Source organism: Actinomyces procaprae (assembly GCF_004798665.1).
Lineage (GTDB): Bacteria > Actinomycetota > Actinomycetes > Actinomycetales > Actinomycetaceae > Actinomyces > Actinomyces procaprae.
Map to the genome: position 1 here is coordinate 1,303,709 of NZ_CP039292.1, position 21,366 is coordinate 1,325,074.

General features: G+C 70.7%; 15 protein-coding genes, 1 tRNA gene and 1 pseudogene. 10 read left to right on the top strand and 7 right to left on the bottom strand.

The window, feature by feature from the left end:
- Nucleotides 1-462: 462 nt before the first annotated feature.
- From E4J16_RS05115 to E4J16_RS05125, 3 genes are read left to right on the top strand one after another with little or no spacing between them, the layout of a single operon-like run.
- Complete coding sequence (locus E4J16_RS05115) at nt 463-858, top strand: GntR family transcriptional regulator (protein ID WP_136194570.1); 396 nt, start codon at nt 463-465, stop codon at nt 856-858.
- On the top strand, nt 855-1,619 hold the full coding sequence (locus E4J16_RS05120; protein WP_136194571.1) for an ABC transporter ATP-binding protein: 765 nt from the start codon (nt 855-857) through the stop codon (nt 1,617-1,619). The genes E4J16_RS05115 and E4J16_RS05120 overlap by 4 nt, the downstream gene beginning before the upstream one ends.
- A complete protein-coding gene (locus tag E4J16_RS05125; RefSeq protein ID WP_136194572.1) occupies nt 1,619-2,434 on the top strand; it encodes a hypothetical protein in 816 nt (271 codons plus the stop codon). Before E4J16_RS05120 ends, E4J16_RS05125 begins: the two co-directional genes overlap by 1 nt.
- A gap of 28 nt (nt 2,435-2,462) precedes the next feature.
- Here the strand turns inward: E4J16_RS05125 and mnmA are convergent, their stop codons facing one another.
- The 4 genes and pseudogenes from mnmA to E4J16_RS05145 all read right to left on the bottom strand — a co-directional run bounded on the left by mnmA (nt 2,463) and on the right by E4J16_RS05145 (nt 6,758).
- A complete protein-coding gene (gene mnmA, locus E4J16_RS05130) occupies nt 2,463-3,581 on the bottom strand; it encodes a tRNA 2-thiouridine(34) synthase MnmA (protein WP_136313435.1) in 1,119 nt (372 codons plus the stop codon).
- A 178-nt stretch (nt 3,582-3,759) separates the two neighbouring features.
- Nucleotides 3,760-4,452, bottom strand: a complete 693-nt coding sequence (locus tag E4J16_RS15095; protein WP_168709465.1) for a zinc transporter — start codon at nt 4,450-4,452, stop codon at nt 3,760-3,762.
- A 131-nt stretch (nt 4,453-4,583) separates the two neighbouring features.
- A complete protein-coding gene (locus E4J16_RS05140; protein ID WP_136313436.1) occupies nt 4,584-5,258 on the bottom strand; it encodes a DUF6318 family protein in 675 nt (224 codons plus the stop codon).
- 271 nt (nt 5,259-5,529) lie between these two features.
- Nucleotides 5,530-6,758, bottom strand: a pseudogene (locus E4J16_RS05145) (cysteine desulfurase family protein).
- 220 nt (nt 6,759-6,978) lie between these two features.
- Between E4J16_RS05145 and nudC the strand changes: the two are divergent.
- Nucleotides 6,979-8,118, top strand: coding sequence for an NAD(+) diphosphatase (gene nudC / locus E4J16_RS05150; RefSeq protein WP_136313437.1), 1,140 nt, complete (start codon nt 6,979-6,981; stop codon nt 8,116-8,118).
- A 102-nt stretch (nt 8,119-8,220) separates the two neighbouring features.
- Nucleotides 8,221-10,344 (top strand): ATP-dependent helicase, encoded by a 2,124-nt coding sequence (locus E4J16_RS05155; protein ID WP_136313438.1) that lies wholly within the window; start codon nt 8,221-8,223, stop codon nt 10,342-10,344.
- Here E4J16_RS05155 and E4J16_RS05160 read toward each other — a convergent pair.
- Entirely contained in the window at nt 10,335-11,318 is a 984-nt protein-coding gene (locus E4J16_RS05160) for a thiamine biosynthesis protein ThiF (protein ID WP_204519950.1), read from the bottom strand. The two genes, E4J16_RS05155 and E4J16_RS05160, sit on opposite strands and share 10 nt — an antisense overlap.
- A 160-nt stretch (nt 11,319-11,478) precedes the next feature.
- On the bottom strand, nt 11,479-12,750 hold the full coding sequence (locus E4J16_RS05165; RefSeq protein WP_240038282.1) for a YlbL family protein: 1,272 nt from the start codon (nt 12,748-12,750) through the stop codon (nt 11,479-11,481).
- A gap of 194 nt (nt 12,751-12,944) precedes the next feature.
- Here E4J16_RS05165 and E4J16_RS05170 point away from each other — a divergent pair, with 194 nt between their 5' ends.
- Entirely contained in the window at nt 12,945-14,396 is a 1,452-nt protein-coding gene (locus tag E4J16_RS05170) for a zinc-dependent metalloprotease (protein WP_136313440.1), read from the top strand.
- A gap of 4 nt (nt 14,397-14,400) precedes the next feature.
- On the opposite strand, the gene E4J16_RS05175 is transcribed toward E4J16_RS05170, so the two are convergent.
- Nucleotides 14,401-15,009: a PPA1309 family protein gene (locus E4J16_RS05175; RefSeq protein ID WP_136194500.1), complete on the bottom strand. Its 609-nt coding sequence runs from the start codon at nt 15,007-15,009 to the stop codon at nt 14,401-14,403.
- A 199-nt stretch (nt 15,010-15,208) separates the two neighbouring features.
- On the opposite strand from E4J16_RS05175, the gene E4J16_RS05180 reads away from it, so the two are divergent.
- The 4 genes from E4J16_RS05180 to E4J16_RS05195 all read left to right on the top strand — a co-directional run bounded on the left by E4J16_RS05180 (nt 15,209) and on the right by E4J16_RS05195 (nt 21,335).
- On the top strand, nt 15,209-18,598 hold the full coding sequence (locus E4J16_RS05180; RefSeq protein ID WP_240038283.1) for a UPF0182 family membrane protein: 3,390 nt from the start codon (nt 15,209-15,211) through the stop codon (nt 18,596-18,598).
- Between the two features lie 96 nt (nt 18,599-18,694).
- Nucleotides 18,695-18,771: transfer RNA gene (locus E4J16_RS05185), tRNA-Met, on the top strand.
- A gap of 165 nt (nt 18,772-18,936) precedes the next feature.
- On the top strand, nt 18,937-20,424 hold the full coding sequence (locus E4J16_RS05190; RefSeq protein WP_136313441.1) for a purine-cytosine permease family protein: 1,488 nt from the start codon (nt 18,937-18,939) through the stop codon (nt 20,422-20,424).
- Entirely contained in the window at nt 20,421-21,335 is a 915-nt protein-coding gene (locus E4J16_RS05195) for a purine-nucleoside phosphorylase (protein ID WP_136194498.1), read from the top strand. The genes E4J16_RS05190 and E4J16_RS05195 overlap by 4 nt, the downstream gene beginning before the upstream one ends.
- The last annotated feature ends 31 nt before the right edge of the window (nt 21,336-21,366 follow it).

The window sequence follows — 21,366 nt, forward strand, 5'->3', positions numbered from 1 at the left end:
TCTTCGTGGGGCATGGAGGCTGGCGGCGCGAGCACCCGTCGCGGGGCGGCGTCTTGGACGTACAGGGAGTGGGGTCAGGGCCGGGGGTAGATCGTTGGGTGCGACCCTTCGGCCTCTGCTACGCCGGTTTGACCTCTGCTGAAGGGTCCAGAACCGTTCAGCAGACACCTAACTGGCGTAGTAAACCCCGAACCGGCGTAGCAGACGACGTCAGCGCAAAGCACGCGGGCAAGCCGACTCCAGGCTCCACCCACACCCACAAACACCAAGCGCCAGATATGGCGCAGCAGCGCACTGTGCACAACCGCGGTGTGGTGGGGCTGGTCGGCGCGCCGGGCCGAAGCCTGTTGACTTACGCACGCCACATGTGTCATTGTACTAGGGCAGCAATACAGTTGACCTCCGGTCGCCTGCCGCCTGCGCTCATGAGCTGATTCGTCCACCCACCAGAGAGGAGGCCTCGTGGATCTTGACGGCTCCCGGCCGATCTGGCTGCAACTAGTCGATGACTTCCGCCTGCGGATCGTCACCGGCGCCTGGCCAACCGGCACCCGGATACCCAGCGTGCGCGAACTTGCCGCGCAATCCGGCGTCAACCCCAACACCGTCCAACGCGCCCTCGCCGAACTCGATCGCACCGGCCTGACCGGCACCGAACGGACCGCAGGCCGCTTCGTCACCACGGATACCGCCGTCGTCGACGCCGTGCGCCGAGAGCTCGCCACCGGTGCCGCGGACGCCTTCATCACTGCCCTCACCGCCGTCGGCATGGACTTGGCGCAGGCGTCTGCGCTCCTGCAGGAGCGCTGGAGCGACCGTCCGGACATGCCCCAGGCAGACCAAGGAGAAAACTCATGAACCGGCACTCATCGGCTCCGCCGTCGCCCGCGGCGCGCTTCACCGCCATCCCCGTACCCGACGGCGCCACGCCACTGATCCGGGTGGCGCACCTGACCAAGGCCTACCGCGGCCGCCCCGCGCTGGCGGACCTGACCCTGGACCTACCGGCCGGCCGGATCATCGGCCTCATGGGCTCCAACGGCTCGGGTAAGACCACCCTGCTGAAGATCCTGGCCGGCCTGTTGTCGGACTACGACGGCCGAGTGCAGGTAGGCGGCCACGCTCCCGGGCCGCAGTCCAAGGCGCTGGTCGCCTTCCTGCCCGACGCCGACTTCCTGGCCTCGGGGCTCAAGGCCGAGCAGGCAATCGGCATGTTCTCCCGGCTCTTCCCCGACTTCGACGCCGACCGCGCCCACGAGTTGGTGGAGTTCTTCGGCCTGCCCAAGGACCGGAGCCTGAAGGAGATGAGCAAGGGCATGGGGGAGAAGCTGCGCGTCAGCCTGATCATGGCGCGCCGCGCCCGTGTCTACCTGCTGGACGAACCCATCTCCGGGGTTGACCCCGCCGCGCGGGACGTCATCCTCAGAGGCGTCCTGCACAACTTCGACCCCGAGGCACTGATGGTGATCTCCACCCATCTGATCGCCGACGTGGAGCCGATCGTCGACTCCGTCGTCTTCCTCAAGGACGGACGCCTGCTGCTGGCCGGCGACGCCGATGACCTGCGTGAGGCTCACGGCATGAGCCTGGACGCCCTGTTTAGGAAGGAGTACCGCTGATGCTGCGCACACTGTTCACCGAGGAGATCCGCTTCCTGGCTCCCATACACCTGAAGATGCTCGGCATCTGGACGGTATTCGGGCTGGTCTTTCTCGGAATCGCGTTTCTGAACCTGCCGGTGCTGAATGCAATCGGGGCGCTTGGTGCGGTAATCTCCTTCGGCCTGTCCATACCGGGGGTGCTCATCCACACCGCCTCCGAGTACTGGCAATCCATGTACGGCTCACGCGGCTACCTGACCATGAGCATCCCGGCGCGCGGCCGCACGCTCTACGCCGCCAAGGTGCTCTACGCCTTCGCGGCCGGCCTGGTGATGATGTGCTTCACCGCGGTGGGCCTGTTGACGACAGCCTGGGTGATGGCGCGGGCCCAGGGAATTGGCCTCGGAGAGTTGCTCCAACCCATTCGTGAAATGCTGGACCTCGTCAGCACCGGCTGGGTGATCGGATTCATTGTGTACATGATCGTGGAGCTTGCCTGCGTGATCGTGTGCGTGTCCGCGATTATGAGCATCGGGGCGCAAGGACGCTGGAACCGTTTAGGATTCGGCGCGCCGCTGGTCGGCTTCGTGGGCCTGTATGTGGTGGCGCAGGCGCTTTCGCTGGCGCTGCTGCTGACTGTGCCGGTGAGCATTGGGATTCCATCCGGGGACATCGTGAATACATGGATGCTGCCGGACTTCATTGAGGCGGTGCGCACGGGCGGCGACCCGAACCTGCTGGGGCTGGGGTTCATCGCCGTGTGGCCGGTGCTGGCGGTGGTGCTGGGGGTGTGGGGAGTGCGCTCCATCGAGCACCACACCTCCCTGCGTTGAACGGCAGCTGCTTGGCCGGGTGCGCGGTTCAGGCGACTGTCGCCTGGGCCAGCACCCGGCCGCCGTCGTCCCCGCCATAGACGACGACGCTCTGTCCAGCGGCCAGGCCACGTAGGGGCTGGCGCAGGACGGCGTGCAGTGTGCTGTCGGCGGCGTCCACGGTCACGTCCGCGGGCACCGGGCGGCCGTGCGCCCGCACCTGCACGGTCACGTCCTGCCAGCCGACGCCGTCGGCGAGTGAATCGGGGGAGCCCAGCAGCACCAGGTCCCTGCCGTCAACGACGGTGCGCTGCAGCAGCTCGGCGGGGCCGACGACGACCTCGTTGGTGCTCGGGCGCGTCTCAATTACGTACCGGGGGCGGCCGTCGGCGGCGGGACGGGTCAGTCCCAGGCCCTTGCGCTGACCGACGGTGAAGCCGAAGTAGCCTTCGTGGGTGCCGAGCACCTCGCCGTCGGGGGAGACGATGCTGCCCTCCTGGACGCCGAGGCTGCGCTGCAGGAAGCCGCGAGTGTCGCCGTCGGCGACGAAGCAGATGTCGTAGGAGTCCGGCTTATCCGCCACGGGCAGGCCGCGGCGCTCGGCCTCGGCCCGCACCGTCGCCTTGGAGGGGGCATCCCCGAGGGGGAACAGGGCGCGCGAAAGTCCCTCGCGCCCGGAGACGGCCAGCACGTAGGACTGATCCTTGGCCGCATCGGCGGCGCGGCGCAGTTCCAGGGTGTTCGCCTCACCTGGGCGGCCGTCTGCGGCGCCGCCGCGCAGGCGGGCGTAGTGCCCGGTGACGACGGCGTCGAAGCCCAAGGCCAGGCCGCGCTCCAGCAGCACGTCGAACTTGACCCGCTCATTGCAGCGCACGCAAGGGTTGGGGGTGCGGCCGGCGCGGTACTCGGACAGGAAGTCAGCGACCACTCGCTCCTCGAACTCCTCCGACAGGTCCCACACATAGAAGGGGATGCCCAGGACCTCGGCAGCCCAGCGGGCGTCGCCGGCGTCCTCGATGGAGCAGCAGCCGCGGGCGCCGGAGCGCGTGGCTGCCCGGTTGCGGGTCAGTGCCATGTGGACGCCGACCACCTCGTGACCGGCCTCGACGGCGCGCGCGGCGGCGACGGCGGAGTCGACTCCGCCGGACATGGCTGCCAGTACGCGCACGTGTGCTCCTTCTGCCGCTGGCTGTGTCGCTCGGGCGCCTTTGGCGCCCCGGTTGGGCGGGTGCAGCCTACCGCTGGGGGAGGACGGGCGGGCTGTTGGGCTGGACACCCGCTTGGGCGGGTCCCCGTCGAAGAGCGTTACTGGCTGCGAGGCGCGGTTCAAGACGTGGGTGGTGGTGTCAGTGTCCTTGTTGGGTTTCGGCTTGGTCGGTGAGGTAGGTGAGGGTGCGTACGAGGTCGTAGGGGGTGGTGGTGTTGGTGGTGGTGATGGTTCCGGTGATGGGGGTGGTGGTGCCTCCGGCGGGGGTGTAGGTGGCTTTCCAGGTGGTGGTCAGGGTGGTGGTTACGTCTTGGGCGGTGTGGGTGTAGCGGTGGGTGACGGTCTGGTTGGGCCACGGGGCTCCGGGGGTGGTGGTTGTGGTGGTGGTGCCGTCGCCCCAGTCCCAGGTGTAGCTGGTGGGGGTGGCGTGGATGGTTACCGGGGTGCCGGCGACGGTGGTGGTCAGTACCTGGGTGTCGGGGCTGGTGTAGACGATGAAGTCCTTGCTGATCAGGACCTGGTCGCCCGGGGGCTGGCGGGTGATGCCCGAGCCCTGGGCCAGGAGGGTGGCGGCGTCGGTGGCGGTGACGGTGACTACTACTGTGCCTCCGGCGGTGGCGTCGGGGGCGTCCAGGCACTTTAGCCAGATGGGGCGTACGCCGCTGGGGGAGGAGATGGTGCCGTAGGGGCACTGGTGGGTGGGTGGCCCGTACTTGTAGCGCACGCCGTCGGTGCTTGGCTGCTGCGCGCCTCCGGGGTAGCCGCCCCCGGGGACCGGCGCGCCCGGAACCGACTCCACCACCTCTTGCGACCGCCCACCAGAAACAGTCACAGAATTACCGGACGCGTATGATCTGATGCTCGGATCGTTTTGAGTGGCAGCTGCCGCACATGGCGCAACCCATACTGCGGACAATGCGAGAACGTAAGCTGCTGTAAGTCTGATCGAGCTTCTTTGAAAGCTCATTGTGAATCGCCTCCGTTATCTTGGGTTGCCTCAACGGCTTCGATGTGCCAGTCGCTAGTAGTCCAGTAGAGCTGGATCAACAGGATGTCGTCGGCTGTCTCCACAGTTGATTGCGTGCCGTCCCCTGAATGTGCCGTGTGGGCTTCAGACACTATTTGGCTGCGTACGACGTAGCGGTTGGGGTCCTCCTGGTCGGTCCACCACTCCAGCGGCGTGATCTCCTGACCCCAGGGGTCAACCCACCCGCCGGCTTCATGGCGCTCGTATACGTCATCTGCCACGCTGTTGCAGAATTCGCAGTCGTCGTCGCTCATGTTCTTCCAGGCGTCCAGGTCGCCTGTCGCGAATACGTACGGGAACAGCTCAAGGAAGTATGTGGCTGCGTCGGCTGCGCCGGTGGGGGTGAACTCCGGGGTGTAGGGGTCCGGGGGCTCCATGGCCAGGGCGGTGGCCCTGGCCTCGGCCTGCTCGGGCGGGAGCGTGGGCGTGGCGGCGGCGGTGGGCGAGGGGGTCCAGGCAGGGGTGGGCAGGCCGCTCGCCCCGCTGTCGTGCGAGCAGCCGGCCCCGAGGAGAACCAGGCCGAGCGCGGCGGCGAGCCGGGCCAGGGAAATAGTGGACAGTGGTCTGCGGCGCCGGCGGGATACCGAGCGGGTTGCGGGAGTAGTGGACATGAGAGGGCGGCCTCCTCGTCGAGGACCCGGATGGGACTAGCTGGGATGCCGGCTTGTCACCGACGCCCGCAACCGTACCGAGACCAGCGCGGTGGCGCCACCCCGGAGTCAGCGCCTGTGGAAAACCTGGTTGTGGTGGTGGAACGTGCCCCCGGTGTCGTAGGCCGCTGGATGTTCTCCTGCGAGCCATGGCCCGCCACAACTACCGACCTCGGCACGTAACAACTACCGACCTCGGCACGTAATATCTACCGACCTCGGCACGTAAGATCTACCGACCTCGGCGCTGGTGGGCGCGGCGGGCGGTGCGCACGGCGTCAGGCAGAGCCGCCAGCAGGCGCTCCACATCCTGGGTGCCTGTCTCCCGGCCCATGGAGCAGCGCAGCGTCGCCCGCGCCGCCTCCTCCCCGTAGCCCATCGCCAGCAGCACGTGGCTCGGCCGGGAGACCCCCGCATGGCAGGCCGACCCGGCCGACACATCGAATCCGGCCATGTCCAGTGCCATGAGCAGCGCCTCGGCGTCGGCGTCCTCCACCCACAGGTGCGCCGTCCCCGGCAGGTGCGCCACGCCGTCGGGCAGCGTCGCATGCACGCCCTCGACCGCGCTCGCCCCCGCCAGCAGGCGCTCGCGCAGTCCCTCCAGCCGCACCGCCTCCGCTGCCCGCTCGGCCACCGCCAGCTCCACGGCCAGCGCCAGCGCCCGCGCCCCGACCACGTCCTGCGTGCCCGAGCGCAGCCCGCGCTCCTGCCGCCCGCCCCCATCGGCGCCACCAGCGTGAAGTCGCGCCGCGCAATCAGGGCGCCGACGCCGACCGGCGCGCCGAGCTTGTGCCCGCTCAGCGACAGCGCATCCAGCCCCCAGCCGTGAAAGTCCAGCGGCACCCGGCCCGCCGCCGCCACCGCGTCGGTGTGCACAGGCACATAACCCGGCGCGCCCGGGCGATTGGCCCCGGTCGCCGCGCGCACCGCCGCCACGATCCCGGCCAGGTCCTGCACCACCCCGGTCTCGTTGTTCGCCGCCATCACGCTCACCAGGCAGGCGCCGCCCGCCAGCGCCGCGCGGAGCTCACCGGCCTCCACCCGCCCGGCGCCGTCGACCGGCAGCGGCACGTGCTCGGCCCCCAGCTGCGTGGCCGCGGTGCGCGCACTGTCCAGGACCGCCGGATGCTCGATCGGGGAGGTGACCACGTGCGGACGCTCCACTCCGGCGGCCCGGGCTGCCAGCACTCGTCCGGCGACCGCCAGCGCGTCGGCCTCCGTGCCACCGCCGGTGAGGATCACCTCGTGCGGGTCCACGCCCAGCGCCGCCGCCAGTCGGGACCGCGCCTGCGCCAAAAGCGCCCCGGCCCGCCGTCCCGAGGCGTGCTGCGCCGACGGATTCGCCCACCCGCCCAGGCCGTCGGCCAGGTCGCGGGCCACCTGCTCGGCCACCTCCGCCCGCACGGGCGTGGTGGCGGCATGGTCGAGGTAGACGCGTGCGGTGGTGGTTCCGGAGCTCATGCGGGCAGCGTATCCGCCCCAGTTGGACCCCCGAATCCCACTTGGACCGCTTGCGCCCACTTGGACCGCCGTAGCCAGTGGTTACGGCGGTCCATCCGCGCGCAAGCGGTCCATCCGCGCGCAAGCGGTCCATCCGCGCCCGTGGGGGCTGTCTACGCGTCCGGGAACATGCGCACCGCACCCGCGCCCCGCTCACCGCACCCGTGCTTAGGCTGCCCCCATGACCTCCACGCCGCAGCCCGACCCCGCCGAGGCGGTCCCCGAGTCCGGACAGCTCGGAACCGCGGCCCGCTCCCTGTCCCGGGCAACCACCGATCGCGACGCCTCCCGCCGCGGCGACCCGAACCTGATCGCCAGGCTCGTCTCCGACCCCGCCACCCGCCTGCTGCTGGTCGACGCCCGCGGGCGCGTCGCCCTGGACGCCCCGGCCACCGCCGCTGACCTGCCCGACGACGGCCTCGCCCCCGCCGCCCCCCAGGACCGGGACGCGGCCGTCTGGCGGCCCGGCCGCAATGCCGGTGCCCCCGACACCGCCCGGCCGCGGCTGGCTCCGCTCACGGCCGCCGACCTGGATGCCAGGGGCCTGACCTGCTTCTACCTGGGGCGCGAGCAGGGCACCGGCACCGGCGACGCCGCCGGGGCCTCCTGGCTCGCCGCCGTCGTTCCCAGCGACGACGTCGCCTCCCCAACCGACGCCGAGGGCGCCGGAGATCCCCACCCGGCCCTCAGCACCGTCCTGGAGCGCTACCCGCTGTCAGCGCTGCGGGCCGTCGGCGCCGACTTGGACGCCCATGACGCCGGCCTGGCCACCCCAGCCAGCGCCCTGGCCGCCTGGCACGCGCGCTCCGGCTTCTGCCCGCTGTGCGGCGGCCGCACCCAGATCGTCCAGGCCGGCTGGGCCCGCCGCTGCACCAGCTGCGACGCCCTCAGCTTCCCCCGCACCGACCCGGCCGTGATCATGGTCGTCACCGACGACGCCGACCGCATCCTCCTGGTCCACGGCGCCACCTGGGACCGCCACCGCTACTCCACCGTCGCCGGCTTCGTGGAGGCGGGGGAGCCCGCGGAGGCCGCCGTGGTCCGCGAGGTCGCCGAGGAGACCGGGCTGAGGGTGGCCAGCGTGGAGTTCGTCGCCAGCCAACCCTGGCCCTTCCCCCGCTCGCTCATGCTCGGCTACCGGGCCCGCCTGGCGCCCGGGGAGCACCTGGCCCGCCCCGACGGCGCCGAAGTCACCGACGCGGTGGTCCTCAGCCGTGCCGAGCTCGCCGACGCCGTTGCCGCCGGGAGCGTCGTCCTGCCGGGAGCCACCTCCATCGCCAGGATGCTGATCGAGGACTGGTACGGCGGCCCCATCGAGTGACCGGCCGGGCGCGCACATGTGGATAGGCCCAACGCCGCGCCCCCGGGGCCTGCCTGGACGCCGTAGGTCAAGTGTCGGCGGGGCATGGCAGGCTGGGCCGCGATGAACGACCACGCCCCGGCAGCCGACGCCCCGCGCCCCGCGGGCGCCTCCGGCATTCTGCCCAGCCCCGCCCAGCTGCTCGACGCCCTCGACCCCGACCAGCGGCAGGTGGCCGAGCACCTGGAGGGGGCCCTGTGCGTGCTGGCCGGCGCCGGCACCGGCAAGACTCGGGCGATCACCTACCGCATCGCCCACGGGGTGGCGGTGGGCGCCTACCAGCCCACCCAGGTGCTGGCCGTCACCTTCACCGCCCGCGCCGCCGGGGAGATGCGCTCGCGCCTGACCGACCTGGGCGTGCACGGCGCACAGGCCCGCACCTTCCACGCCGCCGCCCTGCGGCAACTGACCTACTTCTGGCCGAGCGCGATCGGCGGGCGCCGCCACGAGATTGAGCGCTACAAGGCCCGCCTGGTCGGTACTGCCGCCCACCGCCTGGGACTGAGCACAGACCGTGCCCTGATTCGGGACCTTGCGGCTGAGGTCGAATGGGCGAAGGTCACCATGACCCTCCCGGAGGACTACGCCCAGGCGGCCGCCACCCAGGGACGCGTTGGGGTGGGGGACCTCGATACCGCCACCGTCGCCCAACTGTTGGCCGTCTACGAGGAGGTCAAGTCCGAGCGGGGCGTGATCGACTTCGAGGACGTGCTGCTGCTCATGGTCGGCATCCTCAAGGACCGCGAGGACATCGCCGCCCAGATCCGCGGGCAGTACAAGCACTTCGTGGTCGACGAGTACCAGGACGTCTCTCCGCTCCAGCAGCGCCTGCTGGACCTGTGGCTGGGGCGTCGCCGCCAGCTGTGCGTGGTGGGTGACGTCTCCCAGACCATCTACTCCTTCACCGGCGCCACCCCCGAGTTCCTGACCGGTTTCGCCTCCCGCTATGAAGGCGCCCGCACCGTGCGGCTGAGCCGCGACTACCGCTCCACCCCGCAGGTGGTGTCCCTGGCCAACCGGGTGCTTTCGCGCTCGCGGCGCGGCACCGGGGCGTTGACTCTGCCGGCTGGTGCCGTCCAGCTCCAGGCGCAGCGTCCCTCCGGTCCCGCGGTGCGTTTCGAGGATTATGACGACGACGTCGCCGAGGCCGCCGGGGTGGTCGCCCAGGTGCGTCGGCTCCAGTCCGCCGGCGTGCCGCTGTCGCAGATCGCCGTCCTGTACCGCACCAACTCTCAGTCCGAGGTGGTTGAGCAGGCACTGGCCGACGCCGGCATCGGCTACCTGGTGCGCGGCGGGGAGCGCTTCTTTGAACGCGAGGAGGTCAAGCGCGCCATGGTGCTGCTGCGGGCCGCCGCCCGCACCGAGCGGGCCGAGCTGACCGGGGACCCCGGGGCGGACGCGCGCATGGTGCTGGCCCGGGAGGGATGGAGCGAGCAGCCGCCCGCCGCCCGTGGCGCCATGCGCGAGCGCTGGGACTCCCTGAACGCGATCGTGGAGCTGGCCGACCAGCTCGGTGAGCGGCGCGGCACCGACCTGGATGGTCTGGTGGCGGAGCTGGCCGCCCGCGCGGACGCCCAGAACGCCCCCACCGTCGACGGTGTCACCCTGTCCTCCCTGCACGCCGCCAAGGGGCTGGAGTGGGATGCGGTGCTGCTGATCGGCGCGTGCGAGGGGCTGCTGCCGATCTCGCTGGCAGAGGGCCCCGCCGCGATCGAGGAGGAGCGGCGCCTGCTGTACGTGGGGGTCACTCGCGCCCGCGAGCACCTGGTGATCTCCTATGCGCGTGCGCGCAACCCCGGCGGACGTGCCTCCCGCAAGCCCTCCCGCTTCCTGGACGGCATCTGGCCCACCGACGGCGATGGGCCCGCCCGGCGGCGCCCCGGCGTCGGCGGCGGACCGCGTGCCCGCGCCAAGCAGGCCGCAGCCGACTTCGAGGCCGAGAATGACCCGGCGACGGTGGCCCTGTTCGAGCAGCTGCGCGCCTGGCGGGCTCAGGTCGCCAAGGAGGGGTCAAAGCCCGCGTACACCGTGTTCGCCGATACGACTCTGCGGTCGATCGCGGTGGTCAAGCCTGCTGTTCTGCCGCAGCTGTCCCTGATCCGCGGGGTGGGTGCCGTCAAGCTCAGGGAGTACGGGCCCGAGGTGTTGCAGATCGTGCGTGAGTTCACGCAGGCGGATCAGCAGTAATGGAGGGTGATGGCGGCGGCTGGGCCGGTGCGTGCGGGCTCCGGCCGTTCCGCGGGGCCCTCCGCCGCGGTGACTTGCTGGCACAGGCACTCGGGGTGCGGACGCCAGCGGCGTTCCACACCCACGGGGTCGGCGGCGGAGATCTCCACGCTGCGGCCCTCCCACAGCTTGGAGCGGCCGGTGACGACGTCGAGGATCGCCCTGGCCGCCAGCGCCGCCGCCTGGTGCACCAGCAGCCGCTCCACCACCGGCGCGGGCAGTAGCCGCAGCTGCGTCGCCAGTGCCGGCCAGCAGGGGTCCGCGTCGCGCTCCCACAGGTCCAGGCAGGTGGTGCACATCGCGGAGTGCTCCGTAATGAGCGGTCCCACCCGAATGCTCACCTCCCGCACTACCACCGGCAGGTGGGTGATGCCTTCACGGGCCAGCGCGCGTGAGCTCACCGGGTCGATGACATGCCCGTCGAGGGTGACGAGCACGTCCGGGCGCTGACCCAGCGGCGCCCGCGCGCGCACCTGGGGGGAGAGCGCCTGTGCCCACTCGGCCAGGGCATCGTCGTCGGGCAGGATGGTGGCCACGCCGGCCTCCGCCAGCAGGCAGATGACGTCGCGTGCCAGCTCGCCGCCTCCCCGGATGGCGACGCTACTGGCCCGCAGCTGTGCGGTGCGCGCAGCCGGATCCTTGGCCAGTCGGCTCCAGTAGACCGAGTCGGCATTGTCTGGTGGCTCGGCGGAGGAGTCGATGATGTCGGCCTCGTGCAGGTTGTGGAGGATCTCGTGCGCCCTTTCCAACGGCACCCGGCTCCAGCGGGCGGCGCGGTAGAGCGTTCCGGGCAGGATCTCCTCCGGTAGCCGGTCGAGCAGCTGCTGCTCACCGCTGGTCAGTCCCGACACGACGATCGCCTGCCCCTGCTCGGCCCCGATCTGGCTCTCCCCGGGCGCGCGCCATAGGACGGGGGACTGGCCGCGGATGCGCATGACTGCTCCTGTTCTGTCGCCGCTGGCGCCGCGGACGGGGGCGCCGCAGTCAGCATGGCACCGTGCCACACGGGCCGCCAGAGTCAGTCTCCGCCCTGTGGAAAACCCTGGCTCGCGGTGGGGGAGCAGCCAGCGCGCGGCCGCAGCCCGGACGCCCGAATCAGCCGGCGCCGAGCACCGCCTCGCAGGTCATCAGTTCACTGGTGTCCTCCGCGGCGATGGCCTCGACCGCCTCGACCGCCTCGTGCAGTGTCTCCACCGCGTACACCTCCAGGCCGTCCGGGACACTGCCCACCACTTCATTGCAGTTGGCCGCCGGGGCGAGGAAGTAGTCCGAGCCATCCTTATGCGCACCCGCCATCTTCTGCTTGATTCCGCCGATAGCGCCGACGGTGCCGTCAATGGAGATGGTGCCGGTGCCCGCGATGTCCTTGCCGCCGGTCAGGTCCCCGGGAGTGATCTCGTCGATGATCCCCAGGGCGAAGATGGTGCCCGCGCTCGGACCGCCGACGTCCGACAGGCTGAAGGTGGCATCGACGTCGGAGTCCGCACGGGCGGACAGGCTCAGCCCCAAAAGTGAGCCCTCCGAGTCCGGCTCGCCGTCCCCGTCGGCGTCCTGCGGGGCAATGGTCGTCAGCTCCACGTCGACGGCGGCGCCGTCCCGGTTGACCCGCAGCGTCAGGGGGGTGGCCGGCGCGATTGTGGTCATGAGCTCGCGCAGCTGGGGATAGGAGGTGATGGTGGTCGTGGCGCCGTCGGCTGTGGTGATCGACTCCAGCACGTCGCCGACCTCCAGGCCGCTTCCCGCCTGTTCATCCACGGTCCCCTCAACGGTGAGGGTCATTCGGGTGGCGGCCCCCGTCTCCATGAGAGCGGCGACGACGGCGGCGTCCTGCGAGCTGGTCATCTGCGCCTGGTTGACCTCCTCGACCTGCTCGGCCGTCAGCGACTCCGGGCACACCTGGTCCCGCTCCAGGATGGTCTTGTCACTGCTGAGCCAGGCGTCCACCAGCATGAAGAAGGTGACCGGGTAGCCCGGGCAGCCCGAGACGGACACGGTGGTCATGCGCAGGGCACCGCTCGTCTCGAAGGTCTCGGTGCCGGTGACGGTCAGCAGGTCCTCATCCGCGCCGTCGGAGGCGTCGGCGAGCACGTTCCAGGTGGGGCCAGGCGCCTGGATCACTTTGTTAATCGGCACGGTCGCGCCCGCAATCACCAGCGCCACCACCAGCGCCAGGCCGATCATGAGCCCGGCGCGGCGCCGACCGCGGAACAGGCGTCGGCGGGGGCCGGGGGCGAGGTCGCCCGCAGTTTGCGCGGCGGGTGCCGGCGCGTCCGCATTAGGGCTGGTGCTTGTATCGGCCGGGTCTGTTCCCCGGGGCGTGGCGACGTGAGAGTCTGCACCGGGGGCGTTGGAAGGGCGTAGCGTCACGGGGTCATCATGGCGCGCCTTCCTGGGAGCGGCACGGCTGCCTGCCCGGTCCTGGCTGGGGAGAAGTCCCCTGCGGTGGTCGCCGCGCATGGCCTGCGCTCAGGAATGGATGACATGATCTAGGTGTTTTCACCGCGCGGCCGCCCCGACGGCCCCCGGTGCCGCAAACAGCCGACCCCACCGAGAGGAAACCCATGAGCGAGGACCCCTTCGACGAGATCGAGCAGATGCTCGCGGCCATGTTCGGCCCCCAGGTGGCGGCGGACGCGGTGAGCGCGCTGCGGGCCTCCGGCATCGATCCGGCGCAGCTCACGCAAATGACCGGCATGGGTGACCTGTCCCGCCTGACCCCTGCGCAGCTGGGCGGGCTGCAGGCACAGATGCAGCAGCTGTTCGCCGGCGCGGGCGGCGGCGAGGTCAACTGGACGATGGGACAGGACCTGGCCTTGCGCACGGCGCGCGGCGACGGCGATCCGGTGATCACCGCGGCGGACGCCGAGCAGACCCGAAATGCCCTGGCGGTGGCGGACCTCTGGCTCGATGCCGCCACTGACTTCATGCCCGCACCGGGGCCGCGGGAGGCCTGGTCGCGCTCGCAGTGGGTTGAGCGCACCATGCCGGTCTGGAAGGACGTGTGCGCTCCCGTGGCACAGGCGGCTACCTCCGCGCTCGCCGACGCATTGGAGCATCAGATCAGCAGGTTGCCGGAGTCTGATGGCGCAGCGGCCCAGATGGGGGCGCTGGGCAAGGTGATGCGCTCCATGGCGGGCACTGCCTTCGGACTGCAGCTCGGGCAGGCCATCGGCGAGCTGGGCAGGCAGGCGGTGGCCGCAACCGATGTCGGCCTGCCGCTGACTCGGGAGCCCGGAACCGCCCTCGTGCCCACCAATGTCACGGCCTTCGCCACCGACCTGGAGGCGGATGCGGAGCAGGTCAGGCTGTTCCTGGCGGTCCGTGAGGCCGCGGCCGCCCGGCTTTACGCACACGTGCCCTGGCTGCGCAGCCAGTTGCTCGCCGCGGTCGAGTCCTATGCGCGCGGCATCGTCATCGATGTCGACGCCGTCGAGCAGGCGGTCGCCCAGGTGGACCCCAACGATCCTGAGGCGATCCGCCGGGCGCTGGAGTCGGGCATGTTCGCGCCACAGGAGACGCGCACCCAGAAGGAGGCCCTGGAGCACCTTGAGACGCTGCTGGCACTGGTCGAGGGGTGGGTCGAGGTTGTGGCTGCGCGCGCACTCGCCCCGCACCTGCCGCTGGCCGTGGCGCTGCGGGAGATGGTGCGGCGTCGTCGCGTCCAGGGCGGGCCGGCGGAGCAGGTCTTCGCCCGCCTGATCGGACTGGAGTTCCGGCCCCGCCGCGTACGTGAGGCGGCGCGGTTGTGGGAGCGGTTAGGCGCGGAGCTCGGGGACGCCGAGCGCGACGCCTTCTGGCGCCACCCCGACGTCGTGCCCACTGCGGCGGAGCTGGCCAATCCCGACGACTTCCTGACCATGCGGCGGGCCGCGCAGGACATGGATGCGGAGATGGACGCCGACCTGGCCTCTCTGCTGGACGGCACCCTGGGCTACGCCGACGGCGCCCGGGACGCCGACGTCGACGGCGCCGGGGACGACGACGAGGGCGGCTCCCGCTCCGAGGGCGAGTGAGGCGCTACTCGAGGGTCCCGCGCAGCGCCTCCACCAGACCGGGTACCAGGTCCCGTCCGCCCGCCACCGCGTTTGCGGCATCGTGCGAGCGGGTGCGCAGGGCGCACCAGGACTCCCCGGTACGAAGCACGCCCACAACGATCCGCACGTCGTCCCGGTCCGGCCGGGACTCCAGGTAGGCGAAGCGCGCCTGCGGATCCTTGATGGCGGCCGCCTCCAGCTCCGCCGCCTCGGGAAGCAGCACATGTTCGGTGGACACGGCCGCGCCGTCGACCTCCGGCGGCCAGGTAATCCCCGCCAGCAGCTCCTCCAGGGTGTGCGCGGGCGGCAGGTCCCCCTGCTCGATGGCGGTCAGGGCAGCGGGATCGGAGCGGGCCTCGGCGAGCGCGGCCGCGTCCAGCATGCGTGCCAGTTCGGGGTCCTCCTCCAGGGCGGAGGCGGTGCGCACCAGCGCGAACACGCCCACGGGGGCGTCCCAGCCGGCGCGGGAGGCGTGCTCCTCCAGCTGGACGACGACGCGCGTGAGCGCCTCCTGCCGGCCCGCGCCGGGGGAGGGCGCTGCACCGGAGGGGTCTGAACTGCTCTCGTAGGCTTGGCTTGTGTCTGCGGTCATGACCGCATCATGCCAGCGGGCGTAGCGGTGCTCCGCCGGGTGCCGACGCGGCGCCACCTTTGGGCACGCTGGGTTTTGTGAGCCTGACGTCACCTGTGCGACGATTGGCGGGGTGGCGCCACCGGCGCTGGCCGCCGTGCGCCGCACGCGCACGTAATTATGACCGCACATATGACACGGAACGACACGGAGCGTGAGCGTGAGCACCAGGCCCGACGACGATCCTTTCGACAAGCCCGACGACGAGTCCGGTTCCACCGACTCCTCCGAGACCGAGAGCCGGGACGACCGCGTGCGCGGTGGCTTCTTCCAGGCCGACGACCCGCAGGCGCGGCACGGCCGTGCCGATCATGGCGCGGATGCCGACGGTGATGCAGCGTCGTCGCCCGACGACCCGGACGGCGCCGAGGACGGTGAGCCGGACGAGCCGGGCGCGTTCGCCGCAGCCTCCTTCGACCCGGCCGCCCTCTTCGGTCTGGGTTCCGCGCGGCGTCCGGCCGCGGCAGGCGCGGGGCGCCGTCAGCAGCGTCCCGGCGGCGGCGCCGGCTCCGTGCGGCCGCCGGGACGCGGCAGCCGCGGGGGAGAGCGCGGACGGCCAGGACCACTGGCGCTGACGATCGGCATTCTTGCCCTGCTGGCCGTCGTCGTCGCCTTCCTGTCGCGGACCTGGACGGAGGTGCTGTGGTTCGATCAGCTCGGCTTCTCCCGGGTGATCTGGACCCAGTGGATCGCGGCCGGCGCCATGTTCCTGATCGGGTTCCTGATCATGTTCGTGGCCGTCTTCGCGGCCATCCGGCTGGCGTACCGTGCCCGCGAGATCGGGATGCCTCAGGATGAGGCGGGTCGTAACCTCGAGGCCTACCGTTCGGCGGTGGAGCCCATTCAGCGCCCGCTCACCTGGATCGTGCCCGCCGTGCTGGCGCTGATCAGCTCGGCCTGGGATGTGGCCCCCCGCTGGCGGGAGGTGCTGCTCGCGGTCAACGCCCAGTCCTTCGGGACGGCGGATCCCCAGTTCGGGCTGGACGTTTCCTTCTACGTGTTCGTGCTGCCGGTGCTGGAGCTGGCGGTGTCCTACCTGACGCGCGTGGTCGTGTTCGCGGGCATCTGCAGCGTCGTCGTCCACTACCTGTACGGCGGCATCTCTGTTGCTCGCGACCCGCACTTCACGCGGGCTGCGCGCGTTCACCTGACGGTCTTCCTGGCCCTGTTCGCCCTGCTGCGGGGAGGTTCGTACTGGCTGGGGCGGTATGCCTCGCTGTACGCGTCGAACACCCGGTTCGACGGCGCCGGCTACACCGATGTCAACGCCTCCCTGCCTGCCAGCGCGATCCTGGCCGCGATCAGCGTGGTGGTGGCGGCACTGTTCCTCTTCTCCATCCGCTCCAGTTCCTGGCGGCTGCCCATCACCGGTGTTGCCGTCATGATCGTGTCCGCGCTGCTGATCGGCACCGCCTACCCGGCGGTGATACAGAACTTCGTGGTCAACCCCAACGCCCAGCGTGAGGAGGCGCCGTACATCGACCGCAATATCAAGGCCACGCTGACCGCCTACGGCCTGGATGATGTCGAGATCACCGACTATGACGCCAAGACGACGGCGGAGGCCGGCCAGCTGCTGGAGGATGCCGAGTCCACCACCTCCATCCGCCTGCTGGACCCGAACCTGGTCTCCCCGACCTTCCGCCAGCTGCAGCAGAACAAGCAGTACTACTCCTTCGCCTCGTCGCTGAACGTGGACCGCTACAACATCGACGGGGCCAGCCGGGACACGGTCATCGCCGTGCGCGAGCTCAACTTCGACGGTCTTGATGCGGGTCAGCGCACCTGGATCAACGAGCACACCGTGTACACGCACGGCTACGGCGTGGTGACGGCCTATGGCAACACCGTCGCCTCCGGGGGCTACCCCTCCTTCTGGGAGGGTGGGATCCCGTCCGTCGGCGACCTGGGGGAGTACGAGCCGCGCATCTACTTCGGCCAGGCCTCGCCGTCGTACTCCATTGTGGGCGGTGACGACGGCGGCAGCCCCCGCGAGCTCGACTACCCCGACGACTCCGCCCCCTCCGGCCAGGTGAACACCACGTTCACCGGGAACGGCGGGCCGGACGTGTCCAACCCCTGGAACCGGCTGCTGTACGCCGTGCGCTTCCAGGAGATGAACATCCTGTTCTCCCAGGAGGTGCGCAGCGGGTCGCAGATCCTGTACAACCGCAACCCCGCGGACCGCGTGGCTCAGGTGGCGCCGTGGCTGACCCTGGACGGCAGCCCCTACCCGGCGGTCGTGGATGATGACGACGACGCCTCCACCCCGAAGCGGGTTGTGTGGATCCTCGACGGCTACACCACCACGAACAATTACCCGTACTCCCAGCACGAGTCCCTTGAGGACACGATGAGTGACGCCACCTCCGGCTCTGCGCTGTTGGGCGCCCCGGAGGAGTCCAATTACGTGCGCAACTCGGTCAAGGCCGTGGTAGACGCCTACGACGGCTCCGTGACCCTGTACGAGTGGGATGAGGACGATCCGATCCTGGCGGCCTGGAAGGCCGTGTTCCCGGGGTCGGTCACTCCGATGAGTGAGATGAGTGCCGACCTGATGGCGCACATGCGCTACCCGGAGGACCTGTTCAAGGTGCAGCGCACCGTGCTGGCGAACTACCACGTCACCGACCCGGAGGACTTCTACTCCGGCGGGGACTTCTGGAAGGTGCCAGACGACCCGACCAAGTCGGGCGACGAGGCGCAGGCCCCCTACTATCTGACGTTGAAGATGCCCGACCAGGACGAGGCGACCTTCTCCCTGTCCAGCGTCTACATCATCGGCGGTAACACCGACCGCAACGTGCTCACCGGCTTCCTGGCCGTGGACTCGGAGACGGCCGGGGGTGAGAACGGCGGGCGTAACCCCGACTACGGCAAGCTGCGGCTGCTGGAGCTGCCCCGCTCCTCGAATGTATCCGGCCCCGGGCAGGTGCAGAACAACTTCAACTCCAACGCCACCGTCTCGCAGGTGCTGAACCTGCTCTCGCAGCAGGGCTCGGAGGTGATTCGCGGCAACCTGCTGACCCTGCCGGTGGGTGGCGGACTGTTGTACGTCCAGCCGGTCTACGTGCAGGCCTCCTCGGGTACGCAGTACCCGCTGCTGCGGGAGGTGCTGGTCTCCTTCGGTGACAAGGTCGGCTTCGCCGACACGCTTTCGGAGGCGCTGGACCAGGTCTTCGGCGGTGACTCGGGCGCCACGACGGGCGAGGAGGCCGTCGACGGCGATGCCGCGGCGGCTAACGACACCTCGTCCGAAGCGGAGGAGGGCGCTGACCAGACGGCGCCCACGGCCGCAGCCACACCGGAGGCGACGGCCGATGCCACGCCGCAGGCGAGCGCCACGCCCACCCCGGGTACGGCCACTGGTTCCGGTGACCCGTCCGCCGACCTGTCCGCGGCACTGTCGGATGCGCAGACCGCCATGAACGATGCGAGCAAGGCGATGCAGGATGGCGACTGGTCTGCCTACGGCGAGGCTCAGGACCGCCTGACCGAGGCCCTGAACCGGGCGGTCGCCGCCCAGCAGCAGCTCGACTCCCAGGGGTGACTTGGGTGAATGCGTAGCGGAAGCGTTGTGGTGAGCAAGGGCACGTCGCCATGGTTTGCGGTCCAGTGGGGCGGCGGACTAAAGTTGCAGCCACGACGCGGGGTGGAGCAGTTCGGTAGCTCGCCGGGCTCATAACCCGGAGGTCGCAGGTTCGAATCCTGCCCCCGCTACCACTCCGGAGGCCTCGGCACCAGCAGGTGCCGGGGCCTTCTGCTGCAGCCGGGAGGAGGCGTGCGGCGCGAACGGGGGTTGTGGGCGTGAACGTGTCGCTTATGACCAGGGTCTTACGCGACACGTTCACGTCGATTACCCATACCTGCTGCGGTAGATTGAATGTCATGACAGACGCTCCTGCTACCGTGCTCGATCCCCAGCCCACCGCTGCTGCCGACTCAGCCAGTTCCCGGATTGAGAACGCGGGGCTGGACGTCATTGCCGAGTCCGAGCGCAAGGGCCGCCCCCGCGACCTGTTCATGCCCTGGTTCGCCGCCAACGTCTCGGTGCTGGGCCTGTCCTGGGGTGCCTGGGTGCTCGGCTTCGGCCTGTCCTTTGCACAGGCCCTCGTCGCCGGCGTCGTCGGGGTGATCGTCTCCTTCCTGCTGTGCGGCTTCATCGCCGTGCTCGGCAAGCGCGGCAGCGCCCCCACCCTGGCCCTGTCCCGCGCCGCCTTCGGCTACCACGGCAACCGCCTGTCCGCCGCCATCTCCTGGATGCTCACAGTCGGCTGGGAGACGGTGCTGTGCGTCTCCGCGTCTCTCGCCTCCGCCACGGTGCTGCAGGCCCTGGGCTGGCACAACGAGCTCGGCGCCCAGATCGTCGGCTTCCTGCTGACCGTGGGACTCGCCGCCAGTGCCGGCATCCTCGGCTTCGACACCATCATGCGGGTGCAGACATGGATCACCTGGGCCACGGGCATACTCACCGTCATCTACCTGATTCTGGTCTCCCCGCAGATCGACTTCGGGGCGCTTGCCGCGCTGCCCGCAGGCTCGGCCGCGGCCTTCATCGGCGCCCTGGTCATGGTCGCCACCGGCTTCGGCCTGGGCTGGGTCAATGCCGCCGCCGACTACTCCCGCTACCTGCCGCGCCGCGCCTCCACCGGCGGCGTGATCGCGTGGACCACCATCGGCTCATCGCTGCCAGTCGTCGTCCTCGTCATCGCCGGCATCATGCTGGTCGGCTCCGACCCCGAGCTCGGCACCGCCATTGACGCCGACCCCATCGGTGCCCTGACCACCATCCTGCCCACCTGGTTCCTAATCCCCTTCGCCGTAGTGGCGATCCTGGGGCTCGCCGGCGGCATCATCATGGACCTGTACTCCTCCGGGTTGTCACTGCTCGCCACCGGCCTGCCCGTGAAGCGTCACGTGGCCACCGCTATCGACGCGACCATCATGACCTTGGGGACGATCGCCGTCATCTTCGGCGCGCAGGACTTCCTGGGCCCCTTCCAGGGTTTCCTGACGACTCTGGGGGTGGTGATCGCGGCATGGGCGGGCGTCATGCTCGCCGAGGTGTGCCTGCGCCGCCGCGACTATGACGAGGCCGCCCTGTTCACCCCCGACGGCGTCTACGGCTCGGTCAACCTGGAGGCGATCGCCCTGGTCATCCTCGGGGCCGGCGTCGGCTGGGGCCTGGTCGTCAACTCCGCCGCCTCCTGGTTGAGCTGGCAGGGCTATCTGCTGGGCCCGCTGGGCGGCCGCGACGGCGCCTGGGCGGGCGCGAACCTGGGCGTCCTGGCGGCGCTGCTGATCGGCTTGAGCGGCCACCTGCTGCTCGGGCGGCGGCGCGTGCACGCCCAGGAGCAGGGGGAGGGGCGCGCATGAGCTTCAACGGTTCCCTCCCGCAGTCGGCGTCGGGGCCCGACGGCGTTCCCAGCGCGCTGCTGGCCTCCCTCACCGAGTCCGGGGGCGGGGACGGTCCCGGCCCCGCCGTGGAGGCCGCCCACCAGATCGCCCGGCGCACCGGCGCCGCACACCATGATGCGTTGGTCGTGCTCGGCTCGGGCGCCGACACCGCCCTCGACGGCTGGGGCCCGCCGACGGCGTCGCTGCCGCTTTCCGACCTGCCCGGCGTCATCGGCCCCATTGCACCCGGGCATGTCGACCGGCTCGACTCCTACGAGTGGCGCCCGTCCTCCGGCGTCGATGAGGCCACAAGCCCGACGACGACGCCCCGCGGCCTGCGCGTGCTGGTCGCCCACGGCCGCACCCACCTGTATGAGGGGCGCGGGCCCGGCGCCGTCGTTGCCCTGGCTCGCGCCGCCGCCGCCACGGGCGTGCGCGCCGCCGTCCTGGTCAATGCCAACGGCTGCCTGCGGGACTGGAGGATAGGGGAGGTCATGACGATCACCGACCACCTCAACCTCTCCGGGGCCTCGCCCTTCAACGGCACCGTGTTCGTCGACCAGCGAGACCTGTGGGATCCGCAGCTGACCGCCATTGTGCGCAGGCACACCCAGCGTGCCGGCGTCTACGCGATGGTGCGCGGATCGGAGTACCAGACGCCGGCAGAATCCCGGATGCTGGCCGCGCTGGGGGCCGACTGCGTGGGCATGTCCACCGTCCTGGAGGCGATCGCCCTGCACCAGCTGGGCGTGCGCGTGACCGGGATGAGCGTCGTGTCCGACCTGTCCTTCGCGGCTGCTCCTACCGACCCGGAGGAGGTCGTGCGCCTGGTGGCCTCCGCCCACCTTACGCTCGCCACGGGCATCGAGGCGTTACTGGCTGCCCTTTAGAGCCGTGGGCGGGGTGCGCCCCGGCCCCGGG